At 71.1% G+C, this 11870-nt stretch carries 12 protein-coding genes; 5 read left to right on the top strand and 7 right to left on the bottom strand.

All coding sequences use genetic code 11. The features are described from left to right. Positions 1–57 precede the first annotated feature (57 nt). Complete coding sequence (locus C4B68_RS19700; RefSeq protein WP_099502158.1) at positions 58–1065, top strand: J domain-containing protein; 1008 nt, start codon at positions 58–60, stop codon at positions 1063–1065. A 138-nt stretch (positions 1066–1203) separates the two neighbouring features. After that, on the top strand, positions 1204–1533 hold the full coding sequence (locus tag C4B68_RS19695; RefSeq protein WP_099502091.1) for a rhodanese-like domain-containing protein: 330 nt from the start codon (positions 1204–1206) through the stop codon (positions 1531–1533). Positions 1534–1815: 282 nt separating this feature from the next. On the opposite strand, the gene C4B68_RS19690 is transcribed toward C4B68_RS19695, so the two are convergent. The 6 genes from C4B68_RS19690 to paaA form a co-directional block, all read right to left on the bottom strand. After that, positions 1816–2949: an acyl-CoA dehydrogenase family protein gene (locus tag C4B68_RS19690; protein ID WP_099502092.1), complete on the bottom strand. Its 1134-nt coding sequence runs from the start codon at positions 2947–2949 to the stop codon at positions 1816–1818. 127 nt (positions 2950–3076) lie between these two features. Further along, a complete protein-coding gene (locus tag C4B68_RS19685; protein WP_099502093.1) occupies positions 3077–4141 on the bottom strand; it encodes a 2Fe-2S iron-sulfur cluster-binding protein in 1065 nt (354 codons plus the stop codon). Beyond that, positions 4141–4674: a 1,2-phenylacetyl-CoA epoxidase subunit PaaD gene (paaD, locus tag C4B68_RS19680; protein WP_099502094.1), complete on the bottom strand. Its 534-nt coding sequence runs from the start codon at positions 4672–4674 to the stop codon at positions 4141–4143. Before paaD ends, C4B68_RS19685 begins: the two co-directional genes overlap by 1 nt. Further along, positions 4668–5384 (bottom strand): 1,2-phenylacetyl-CoA epoxidase subunit PaaC, encoded by a 717-nt coding sequence (gene paaC, locus C4B68_RS19675; RefSeq protein WP_099502159.1) that lies wholly within the window; start codon positions 5382–5384, stop codon positions 4668–4670. The genes paaD and paaC overlap by 7 nt, the downstream gene beginning before the upstream one ends. Positions 5385–5401: 17 nt before the next feature. After that, entirely contained in the window at positions 5402–5689 is a 288-nt protein-coding gene (gene paaB, locus C4B68_RS19670; RefSeq protein ID WP_099502095.1) for a 1,2-phenylacetyl-CoA epoxidase subunit PaaB, read from the bottom strand. A 2-nt stretch (positions 5690–5691) separates the two neighbouring features. Next, positions 5692–6693, bottom strand: a complete 1002-nt coding sequence (paaA, locus tag C4B68_RS19665; protein WP_099502096.1) for a 1,2-phenylacetyl-CoA epoxidase subunit PaaA — start codon at positions 6691–6693, stop codon at positions 5692–5694. Positions 6694–7330: 637 nt separating this feature from the next. On the opposite strand from paaA, the gene C4B68_RS41950 reads away from it, so the two are divergent. From C4B68_RS41950 to C4B68_RS19650, 3 genes are read left to right on the top strand one after another with little or no spacing between them, the layout of a single operon-like run. Continuing rightward, complete coding sequence (locus C4B68_RS41950) at positions 7331–8104, top strand: DUF5819 family protein (protein ID WP_420824028.1); 774 nt, start codon at positions 7331–7333, stop codon at positions 8102–8104. Then, entirely contained in the window at positions 8101–9321 is a 1221-nt protein-coding gene (locus C4B68_RS19655) for an HTTM domain-containing protein (RefSeq protein ID WP_099502097.1), read from the top strand. The genes C4B68_RS41950 and C4B68_RS19655 overlap by 4 nt, the downstream gene beginning before the upstream one ends. Then, complete coding sequence (locus C4B68_RS19650; protein WP_099502098.1) at positions 9318–10106, top strand: TrmH family RNA methyltransferase; 789 nt, start codon at positions 9318–9320, stop codon at positions 10104–10106. The genes C4B68_RS19655 and C4B68_RS19650 overlap by 4 nt, the downstream gene beginning before the upstream one ends. Before the next feature lie 21 nt (positions 10107–10127). Here C4B68_RS19650 and paaN read toward each other — a convergent pair whose 3' ends face one another. Next, complete coding sequence (gene paaN / locus C4B68_RS19645) at positions 10128–11834, bottom strand: phenylacetic acid degradation protein PaaN (RefSeq protein ID WP_099502099.1); 1707 nt, start codon at positions 11832–11834, stop codon at positions 10128–10130. Positions 11835–11870: the final 36 nt, after the last annotated feature.

Here is an 11870-nt window from a genome sequence, read left to right as displayed (position 1 = left end):
GGCCGTAGCGGTGGGGAAGGCCGCGAGCCGCACCGACCCGTGGCCTACGCTGGTCAGGTGACGACGCCGGAAGCCGAGCAGAGCCAGTCCGAGCCCACCGATGAGGGGGTTCCGGAGCAGTCCGGTGCCCTGCAGGGCGAAGCGGAGGAGTCCGTCGCGGCGGATTCCTCGGTGACGGCGCCCGCGGGCGGTTCGTCCTCGGAGACGGCACCAGAGGGTGAGACGCCCTCGGTGACGGCGCCCGACGGGGAGATCCCCCAGCCCGCGGACACCGAGGGTGCGCCCCGGCCGGAAGAGCGGTTGGAGCGGGCTGTGCGAGCCGCCGAGCAGGCGTTGATCGAGTTCGAGATCGCCGTGGAGACCTTCCGGGTCGAGGTCGACAATTTCTCGCGGCTGCACCACCAGAAGCTCGGGCCGATGTACTCCCGGCTCGATGAGCTGGAGGCCCAGATCGCCGAGGCGCGCGCCGCGCGCACCGGTGACCCGGAGGACATACGCAAGGCGCACGAGGCACGGGCGCGCGTCATGCCCATGCCCGGCGTCGAGGAGCTGTTCCACGGCTGGATGGACTCCGAGGGCCTGTTCCCGGAGGCCGTGGCGATGCTCACGGAGCAGCCTGTACGGCCCCCGCAGCGCGTGCGCCCCAGCGAAGGGGCCCGCAAGCTCTACCGTGAGCTTGCCCGCAAGGCCCACCCGGATCTGGCGCAGGACGAGAACGAGCGCAAGCGGCGCGACGAGTTCATCGCCCGGGTCAACGCCGCGTACGGCCGGGGCGACGAGGCACTGCTACGGGAGCTCGCCGAGGAGTGGGCCGCGGGGCCCGTGCCCGAGGAATGGAAGCCGAGCCGCAGTGAGGAGCTCTACGCCCGCCTCGAGTGGCTCGCCCAGCGCAAGGAAATGCTCGCTTTCGTCGCCCGCGAACTGGAGGAGAGCGCCATCGGCGCGATGCTCAAGCTGGCCCCGGACGACCCGGATCGCCTCCTGGAGGAGATCGCCGACCAGCTGCTGGCCCAGGTCGACGAGCGCGAGGCCGAGCTGGCGGAGCTGATCGGCCGGGCTTGCTGAGGCTCTGGAGGCTCCGAGTCCTCTGGGACCTTTGAGATCTTTGAGGCCCCTGAGGTCTCTGGCGCTCGTGAGCCCCCGACGGGGATCGGGCTGCCGGGGCCATCAGGTAGCGTCGGAGGCATGAGTTTCGGAGCTGGTGTGCCCACGGTCGGGGTCGGAGATTTCACGGAAGGAGACTTCCTGCTGGATGTCCGGGAGGACGACGAGTGGGAGGCAGGTCATGCCGACGGGGCGCTGCACATCCCCATCAGTGAGTTCGTCGCCCGCTACGGAGAGCTGACCGAGGCCGCCCCGCAGGACGGCCGGGTCCACGTGATCTGCCGCTCCGGTGGCCGTTCGGCCCAGGTCACGATGTATCTGGTCCAGCAGGGCATCGACGCCGTGAACGTGGACGGCGGCATGCAGGCCTGGGCAGCCACCGGCCGCCCTGTCGTGGACGCCAAGGGCCAGCCGGGCTTCGTGCTGTAGATCAGGACGGGCCCTGACAGCCAGGGCGAGCGCGAGCCCGCGCGCTGACGCGGGCTCCGTCCACCGGCGTGACGATCAGCCCGGGGGACACACGCCTCGGCCTTCAGCTCGGCGGAGACACCGTGGCCTGGCCTTCAGCCCGGCAAGCCCGCCGCGGGTTCGGCGCCTGGCCCAGCGGATGCGGCGTGCGCCACGCCAGCCCAGCGGATGGTCAGCGTGCGCCCCATCGAATGGTCAGCGTGCGGCACGCTCAACCCAGCTGATGTGCCGCGGGCTCGGTGTCTAGCCCAGCTGATGTGTCGCCAGCAGGTCCCCCAGTGCCTCCTCGTGTGCCGGCGCCGGTCCGAGGGACAGCTCCAGCTGTTTGGCCCAGGCGTGGTACCGGTGCAGGGGGTAGTCGACGTCGGCACCGAACCCCCCGTGCAGATGCTGCGCGGTCTGCACGACCCGCCGTACCCCCTCCGATGCCCAGATCTTGGCGACGGCCACGTCCCCGGACGCCGGCAGCGCACCCCCCGCCCCCGTACTGATCCGCCACGCGGCCTGCCACAGCGTCGCCTCCATCGCGCGCAGGTCGATATAGCGGTCGGCGGCCTGCACGGCGACCGCCTGGAACGTGGCGACCGGGAACCCGAACTGCTCCCGCTTGCTGGTGTACTCACTCGTCATCCCGAGCACGCCCTCCCCGAGCCCGAGCGCCAGCGCACATGTCCCGGTGGCCAGCAGCTCGCGCAGCCACTCCCACGCCCCCTCCGCGTCGATGACATCCCGGGCGGCGATCCGCGCGGACTCCAGACGCAACTCCCCGAACCGTTCACCAGTGGTGGAGATCTGCTCGGCGAGCAGGACCCCTTGGTGGACGCGGGGGACCAGGGCGAGGACGCTCCGGCCGGCCTCCGTGTGCGCCGGTACGACGGTGAAGTCGGCGTTGTGCGCCCAGGGAACCGTGGTCTGCACGCCGTCCAGCACCCATACGTCACCGTCCTGCCGTGCGGTCACGGCGCGTTCGGCCGGGTCGTGGCCGGTCCGGCCGTGGGCGGCGACGGTCAGCACGAGCTCACCCCGGCCCGCCCGGGCGAGCAGCTCCTCCTTCAACTCCTGGCCGCCGTACGTCTGCACGGCCACCGCCGCCGCGCTGCTCTCCAGCAGCGGCACCCGCGCCAGCACCTTCGCCGATTCGCGCAGCACCAGGCACAGCGCGACCGCGTCGAGCCCCGCCCCGCCGTACTCCGTGTCGAGCAGCAGGCTCAGCAGGTCCGCGTCGGCGAGCCTCGCCCACAGTGCCCGGTCGAAGTCCTCGGCTACGGCGCCGGGGCTGAGCGCGGGGCTGGGCACCCCGTCCGGCGCGACCCCGGCGAACACCGCCTTCGCCGCCTCGACCGCCGCCTGCTGCTCCTCGGTGAAGGTGAAGTCCACGATCCTGTCCTCCCACGCACGCACCGGCCCACCGACCAGGCGGGGCGCCTGATCTGACGGAGCGTCAAGATAGAACAAGTTCCACGAGAAGGGAACGGTCGGCCATGGTCCAGCCATCGCCCACGGCCTACCGGTCGAAGTCCAACTCCACCTTCTCTGTGGCCGGATGCGACTGACAGGCCAGTACGTACCCGGCCTCCGTCTCCTCCGGTTCCAGCGCGAAGTTGCGGTCCATCCGCACCTCGCCCGAGACCAGGAAGGCGCGGCAGGTTCCGCACACGCCGCCCTTGCAGGCGTACGGCGCGTCCGGCCGGTTGCGCAGTACGGCCTCCAGGAGCGACTCACCGTCGTGGACGGGCCAGGTCCCGCCGCGTCCGTCGAGCCGGGCGGTCACCGTGCTGTGCGCGGGAGCCGGTACGGCGGCAGCTGTCGCGGCCCCCGCGTCCACATGGAAGATCTCCTCGTGGATCCGCTTCCGCGCCACGCCGAGCCCGCGCAGCGCCCGCTCCGCCCCCTGCACCAGACCGAACGGCCCGCACAGGAACCACCCCGCCACCCGGTCCACGGGCAGCAACGCCGGAAGCAGGCCGGTGAGCCGCTCCTGGCCGAGTCGCCCGGTGGGCAGCCCCGCCTGCTGTTCCTCCCGGGAGAGCACCGTCACCAGCTGGAACCGCTCGGGAAAGCGGTCCTTGAGGTCGGCGACCTCGTCCAGGAACATCGTCGAGGCCGCCGTCCGGTCGCTGCGTATCAGGCAGAACCTCGCCTCCGGCTCACGAGCCAGCAGCGTCGAGACGATCGACAACACCGGGGTGATTCCGCTGCCGCCCACCACGGCCGCGTACAGCCCGGCCGCGGGTTCGAGCGTGAACCGACCCGCCGGCGTCATCACCTCCACCTCGTCGCCGACCGCGATCTCCTTGAGTGCGTACGTCGAGAACGCGCCACTCTCGACCAGGCGCACCCCGACCCTCAGCGTTGCCGGGCCCTCGTCGCCGGGGGCGGGTGCCGGGGAGCAGATGGAGTACGTACGGCGTATTTCCGTGCCGTCGACCGTGCGGCGCAGCGCGAGGTGCTGGCCGGGCGCGTACCGGTACTCCTCGCGCAGTTCCGCCGGCACCGTGAAGGTCAGGGCCACGGAGTCGTCGGTGAGCCGGTCGACCGCGGCCACCGGGAGCGGGTGGAAGCGGGCCATCACAACTCCTTGAAGTGGTCGAACGGTTCACGGCAGGACAGACAGCGGCGCAGCGCCTTGCACGCGGTGGAGGAGAAACGGCTGAGCAACTCGGTGTCGGCCGATCCGCAGTTCGGGCAGCGCACGGGTTCCCCCTCCGGCTCGGCGGTGACCGTCCGGGTCGGCCCCAGCTCGACCGTCACGGGGCCCGCCGGACGCCCGCCGCGCGGAGGAGCTATCCCGAACTCCCGCAGCTTGCGGCGTCCTTCGTCCGAGATGTCGTCCGTCGACCAGGCGGGACTGAGCACCGTACGCACGGACACCTCCCGTATGCCGTGCTCGTGCAGCACCCGCTCGATGTCCACGGACATCGCCTCGATAGCAGGACAGCCGGTGTACGTCGGGGTCAGCTCGACCTCGACCGCGTCCGCTCCGTGGACGTGCACGGCGCGCAGGACGCCGAGTTCCTCCAGGGTGAGCACGGGCAGCTCGGGATCGGGCACGGACCCCGCCAGCCTGCGCAGTTCGTCCTCGAGGGCGGTCGTGGTCACCATGACGCCCCCGGATGACTGCGGTGCAGATGCTGCATCTCGGCGAGCATCCGCCCGAAGGGTTCGGTGTGCAGGCCCTGGCGACCCGCGCCCGCGGTCCACGCCCCGGACTGCGGCCCTTCGGGGACGGGCAGAGTGGCGCGCCGCAGGATGCCGCCCACGGACTCCAGCCAGGCGGCCCGCATTCCCTCCCAGTCGACGTCCACGCCCTCGACCGGCTGGAACATCTCGCCCGTGTACCGCCACAGCGCCTCGCACGCCTGCCGCATCCGCTCATGGCTGACGTCCGTGCCGTCGCCGAGCCGCAGGGTCCACTGCTCCGCGTGGTCCTGGTGGTAGGCGACTTCCTTGACGGCCTTCGCGGCGAGCGGCGCGAACTCGCCTCCCCCAGCGGCCAGTTCGGCGTACAGGAGGCGCTGGTAGGTGGAGAAGTACAGCTGGCGGACGATGGTGTGCGCGAAGTCGCCGTTCGGCTGCTCGACGAGCTGGAGGTTGCGGAAGGCGCGCTCCTCGCGCAGATACGCCAGCTCGTCCTCGTCACCGACCATGGACAGCAGCACCCGGGCCTGGCCCAGCAGGTCCAGCGCGATATTGGCCAGGGCGACTTCCTCTTCGAGGACGGGCGCGTGACCTGCCCACTCCCCCAGGCGGTGCGAGAGCACCAGGGCGTCGTCGCCGAGGGCCAGGGCGGCGGCGGTCGCGGCCTTGGACATCGAGGGCGTCGGGTGCGTCACAGGTGCTTCACCCCCTCCGGGATCTCGTAGAACGTCGGGTGCCGGTAGGGCTTGTCCGCGGCCGGCTCGAAGAACGGGTCCTTCTCGTCGGGCGAGGAGGCCGTGACGGCGGCTGAGGGGACGACCCAGATCGAGACGCCCTCGCCGCGTCGCGTGTACAGATCGCGTGCGTTGCGCAGGGCCAGCTCGGCGTCCGGCGCGTGCAGGCTGCCGGCGTGGGTGTGCGAGAGGCCGCGGCGCGAGCGCACGAAGACCTCCCACAGGGGCCAGTCGTTGGTGGTCATCCTCACGCCTTCCCAACCGTGTTGTGCTTGTCCGCGTACGCCGCGGCCGCCTCCCGTACCCATGCGCCCTCTTCGTGGGCGCGCCTGCGCTGGGTGATGCGCTGTTCGTTGCAGGGGCCGTTGCCCTTGAGGACCTCCCAGAACTCCGTCCAGTCGATCGCGCCGAAGTCGTGGTGCCCCCGCTCCTCGTTCCACACCAGGTCCGGGTCCGGCAGGGTCAGGCCCAGCGACTCGGCCTGGGGGACGCAGATGTCCACGAAGCGCTGGCGCAGTTCGTCGTTCGAATGGCGCTTGATCTTCCAGGCCATCGACTGCGCGGAGTGCGAGGACTCGTCGTCGGGCGGGCCGAACATCATCAGGGAGGGCCACCACCAGCGGTTCACGGCGTCCTGCGCCATCTCGTGCTGCTCGGGGGTGCCGCGGCTGAGGGCCAGCAGCAGCTCGTACCCCTGGCGCTGGTGGAAGGACTCCTCCTTGCAGATGCGGACCATCGCGCGCGCGTACGGCCCGTACGAGCAGCGGCACAGGGGGACCTGGTTGGTGATCGCGGCGCCGTCCACCAGCCAGCCGATGGCACCGACGTCCGCCCAGGTCAGCGTCGGGTAGTTGAAGATCGACGAGTACTTCTGGCGGCCGGTGTGCAGCTTGTCGAGGAGCTCGTCGCGGCCGGTGCCGAGGGTCTCCGCCGCGCTGTACAGATACAGCCCGTGCCCGGCCTCGTCCTGGACCTTCGCCGTCAGGATCGCCTTGCGGCGCAGCGAGGGCGCGCGCGTGATCCAGTTGGCCTCCGGCTGCATGCCGATGATCTCGGAGTGGGCGTGCTGAGCGATCTGCCGGACCAGCGTTGAGCGGTATGCGTCGGGCATCCAGTCGCGGGGCTCGATGCGCTCGTCGGCCGCCACGGCGGCGTCGAAGACGGCCTCGTACGCCGCGGTGCGCGCGGCTTCGTCCGCCGGTCCGTCCGCCTGTGCGCGGGCCGTGTGGTGCGCTGCTGCTGTCGCCATGCGGTCCCCCTTGACCTCTCACTCCCGACCGACCGATCGTTCGGTCCGCTCGAATCAATGGTCGTTCGAGCGCCGTAAGGTGTCAACCGCTGTGGATAACCTCGTGGGCGCTGGTGTGGCCGCTGTGTCTTGTGGGGCTGTGCCGGGTGGCCGGGGCTGAGTACGGTGCCCGTGCGAACGTCGCGGTGCGCTGCGCTGTGCTGCGGCGTGGCGGTACGGTGCCCGCGGCCCGGCGGCCGGCATCGGATTCGGGATCGGGAATCGGGGCGGAATGGACGCGTACGACGAGAGCGCGAAGACCGGGCCAGGGCCGGACGGGTCCCTGCCCGGCGCGTCCATGCCCGATGGATCCGCGTGCGACGGACCCGCGCCTGAAGGGTCCGTGTCCGACGCTTCCGCGCCTGTCGTGTCCGCGCTTGAAGAGTCCGTGTCCGACGCGTCCGTGTCCGACGAGTCCGCGCCTGTCGTGTCCGCGCCCAGCGGGTCCGCGTGCGATGTGTCCGCGCCTGACGTGTCCGCGCCCGACTCGTGCACACACGACGATTCCTCACGCGACGGTTCCTCACGCGACGGTTCCACTCCTGTCAGGCCTGCGCCCGTCGCGTCCGAGCATGGCAGTCCGGCGCCCGACAGTTCGGTGCCTGCGGCCCGTACGTCCGAGGGGCGTACATCCCAGGTGCGCCCGTTCGGCGACCGCGTCTCCGCCGTGCCCGCCCGGCGACGGACGGAGTCGGCCGAGCCCTCCGCCCCCACCGGCATAGCCGCCCTCTCCCTCCCGTACCAGATCGCCGCCGCCCTCGCTCTCGCGGTCGTCGCGGTCACCGCCTGTGTGCATCTCGGCATGGTGTTCCTGCATGTCGCGCCCTCGAACACGGTCACCAAGCAGCACGGCCAAGCGATCGACGACTGGATCTACCCCGAGTTCGAACAGAACTGGAAGCTCTTCGCCCCCAATCCGCTCCAGCAGAACATCTCGGTCCAGGTCCGCGCCCTGGTCCGCACCGGGAACGGCAGCAGCCGCGAGACCGGCTGGTACGACCTGTCCGCACTCGACGGCCAGGCCATCGCCGGCAATCTGCTGCCGAGCCACACCCAGCAGAACGAACTGCGCCGCGCCTGGGACTTCTACGTGGCAACGCACGACAACCAGGACCGCCCCGCGGGCCTGCGCGGCGACCTCTCGGAACGCTATCTGCGCCGGATCGCCGTGCTGCGCCTGGACCGCGAACTCGCGGGCGGCGAAGGTGCCGTCGTCGAGCGCGTCCAGTTCCGCTCCCGCACCACCAATGTGCCGCCCCCCAAGTGGAGCGAGGAGCAGGTGTCCGACAAGCCCGTCGTCCGCGAGCTGCCCTGGTGGTCGGTCCCCGAGGGCGACCGCGAGGACGGACTGACGGAGGCGAGCGCGCGATGAGCCGATTCGCCCTGTCGGTCTCGCGTGGCCTCACCCGCGTCACCGAGTCCGCGCTCGGCCCGTACCAGACCGCCGTGATCCGCATAGGTTTCGCCGCCACCTGGCTGCTGTTCCTGCTGCGTGAGTACCCGCACCGCCAGGAGATGTACGGGCCCGACGGTCCGTGGAGCTGGGATCTCGCCCAGCAGCTCATCGTGGGCAACGACGCCTTCACGGCCCTGATGTGGTCCGACAGCCAGGTGTGGTTCGAGATCGTCTACGGCCTCGCCGTGCTGTCGAGCGCCCTGCTGCTCCTGGGCTGGCGGACCCGCACGATGTCCGTCCTCTTCATGGTCGGTGTGCTGTCCCTGCAGAACCGCAGCATCTTCATGGGGGACGGCGGCGACAACGTCATCCATCTGATGGCGATCTACCTGGTGTTCACCCGCTGCGGCCAGGTGTGGTCGCTGGACGCGCGGCGGGCACGGCTCGCGTGGGAGGCACGCGCGCGTGGCGAGCGAAACGGGCCCGACCAGGTCGGACCCGCCCTGTGGGGCGTGCTCGGTCTGGCACTGGCCGCGGTGACGCTCGCGGGGTGGCTCGACAGCGGCTGGCCGGCGGTCTTCTGGGGGCTGTGGGCGGTGCAGGCCCTGTGGTGGGTCGTCGGCCGCCGAAGGCGCACCCCGGAGCCGCGGATCCTGCTGGACGTCGTCGCCAACCTCGTGCACAACGCGGCGCTGCTCGTGATCATGGCCGAGGCGTGTCTGATCTACGCGACCGCAGGCTGGTACAAGATCCAGGGTTCGCGCTGGCAGGACGGCACCGCCGTCTACTACCCGCTCCACCTGGACTCCTTCTCGCCCTGGCCCGCGCTGTCCGACCTGATGTCCGCGAACGGCACGATCGTGATGCTGGTGACGTACGGGACGGTCATCGTGCAGGTCGCCTTCCCCTTCACCCTGTTCAACCGGCGGGTCAAGAACGTCCTGCTGGCGGCCATGATGACCGAGCACGCCGTGATCGCCGTGGTCCTTGGGCTGCCGTTCTTCTCGCTCGCGATGATCGCCGCCGACGCGGTGTTCCTGCCGACGTCCTTCCTGCGCCGCCTCGGCGGATGGGCGGCACGCGCGCGTGGACGGCTGTTTCCGGGCGTCGGCCGTACGGCACCGGGGCCGCGCGAGGGGACCCCGCGCACCAAGGAGGCGACCGAGCAGACGCACGTAGGCTTCATCGCATGAACGAGACGGATGCCCGTACGCCGGACGACGACAGCGGCGCGCGGGTTGTACGCGCCTGGCGTCAGCTCGCCGACGGCTCCGTCCTGCTCGACGGTTTCCACGCCCTCAAGCACGCGGTGCGCTTCCAGGCCCGTATCCCGGTGGCCGTCACCACCGACCGGCAGGCTGCCGTGGAACTGGCCGACGAGCTGGCCCCTGACGTACGCGACACCCTCGAAGGACTCCTGACGGAGGTCCCGGAGGCGACGCTGAAGGCGCTCGTCCCCCGCCCGCACCCGACGTCGATCGCCGCCCTGGCCGTACGTCCCTCCCGTGACGCCAACCTGGAGAGGCTGGCCCGCACCCCCCGCACCACGCCCGTCGTCGTCCTCGACAACCCTCGCAACCTCGGCAACGCCGGCGCGGTGATCCGGCTTGCGGCGGGCTTCGGCGCGACCGGCGTGGTCACGACGGGCACGCTCGACCCCTGGCATCCCACGGTCGTACGCGGCGGGGCGGGCCTGCACTTCGCGACCGCCGTGGAGCGGCTGACCGTGGACGAGCTGCCGCCCGGCCCGGTGTTCGCCCTCGACCCGGAGGGCGAGGACATCCGAGGGCTGAAGCTCCCCGACGACGCCGTGCTCGCCTTCGGCTCCGAGCGCAGCGGTCTGTCCCCCGGACTCCGGGCCCGCGCCGACCACTTGGTGTCCCTGCCGATGCGCCCCCAGGTCTCCAGCTACAACCTCGCGACCAGCGTGGCGATGACGCTGTTCCACTGGAGCGCGACCGGGAGCGCATCGCCCTAGACGCCGCACAGGCGCAAACGCTTACGCCTCCCGGCGCACCTCCACCACCCGGAAGCGGTTCGCGACGAACGCCCCGTCGCACAGTGCCGAGTTGGCGGCCGGGTTGCCGCCGGAGCCGTGGAAGTCCGAGAAGGCCGCCGTCTGGTTGACGTACACCCCGCCCGTGAGGTTCAGGGAGAGCTGGGCGGCCTCCTCCAGGCAGGCCTCCTGCACGGCCTGTTCGACCTCCGTGTCGGTGGTGTACGCGCCGACGGTCATCGCGCCCTTGTCCCTGACGGTCCGCCGCAGCAGCTCCACGGCGTCCGCCACCGAGTCGACCGCGACGGCGAAGGAGACCGGCCCGAAGCACTCGCTCATGTAGGCGGCCTCGTCGTCGGCCCTCTCCCAGTATTTCCGCGCGCCGTCGAGCTTGACGATCAGCGGCGTACGGACGACCGCGTCCGGGAACTCCGGGTTGCTGATCTCCTGTGAGGGGAGGGCGACTTCGCCGAGCCCCGCCGCGGCCTCCAGGCGGGCCTTCACGTCCGGGTTGACGATGGCGCCCAGGAGCGCGTTGGCACGGGCGTCGTCGCCGAGGAGCCCGGCGACCGACTTCGCGAGGTCGGAGACCACCTCGTCGTACGACTTGTGGCCCTCCTCCGTGCGGACGCCGTCCCGGGGGATCAGCAGGTTCTGCGGGGTCGTGCACATCTGGCCGCTGTACAGGGACAGGGAGAAGGCCAGGTTGGACAGCATCCCCTTGTAGTTGTCGGTCGACTCCACGATCACCGTGTTGACGCCGGACTTCTCCGTGTAGACCTGCGCCTGGCGGGCGTTGTTCTCCAGCCAGTCGCCGAAGGCCGTCGAGCCCGTGTAGTCGATGATCCGGATCTCGGGCCGTACGGCCAGTGTCTTGGCGATGCCCTCTTCGGGGCGCTCGGCGGCCAGCGCCACCAGGTTCGGGTCGAAGCCCGCCTCGGCGAGCACCTGACGGGCGACCTGGACGGTGAGGGCGAGCGGCAGCACCGCGCGCGGGTGGGGCTTCACCAGGACCGCGTTGCCGGTGGCCAGGGAGGCGAACAGGCCCGGATAGCCGTTCCACGTCGGGAAGGTGTTGCAGCCGATCACCAGCGCGATGCCGCGTGGCACGGGCGTGAACTGCTTGGTCAGCGCGAGCGGGTCGCGCTTGCCCTGGGGCTTGGTCCACTCCGCGTTGTCGGGGGTGCGGACCTGCTCCACGTACGCGTACGCCACGGCCTCCAGGCCGCGGTCCTGCGCGTGCGGGCCGCCCGCCTGGAACGCCATCATGAAGGCCTGGCCGCTGGTGTGCATGACCGCGTGCGCGAACTCGTGCGTGCGGTCGCTGATCCGCTTGAGGATCTCCAGACAGACCACGGCGCGCATCTCCGCGCCCGCGTCGCGCCAGGCCCGCTGTCCGGCCCGCATGGCGGGCAGCAGCGTGTCGATGTCCGCGTGCGGATACGTGACGCCCAGATCGATTCCGTACGGCGAGACCTCGCCGCCGACCCAGTCGTCCGTGCCGGGCTGACCGAGGTCGAGGCGGGTGCCCAGGAGGGCGTCGAAGGCGGCCTTGCCCTCGGCCATGCCCAGGCTGCCGTTCTCGCCGTACGCCTTCGGGTGCTCGGGGTGCGGGGACCAGTACGCGCGCGTGCGGATCGTTTCCAGCGCGTGGTCGAGGGTGGGCCGGTGCTGGGCGATCAGCTGGTGCGCGGTGAGTTCGGCGGCCATCAGGGACCAACTCCTCGTCTCAAGAGCTCTTCGTTG

Origin of the sequence: Streptomyces dengpaensis (genome assembly GCF_002946835.1) — a bacterium.
Taxonomy (GTDB): domain Bacteria; phylum Actinomycetota; class Actinomycetes; order Streptomycetales; family Streptomycetaceae; genus Streptomyces; species Streptomyces dengpaensis.
The sequence above is the reverse complement of the archived record's forward strand: the minus strand, read 5'-3'. Positions and strand labels throughout refer to the sequence as shown.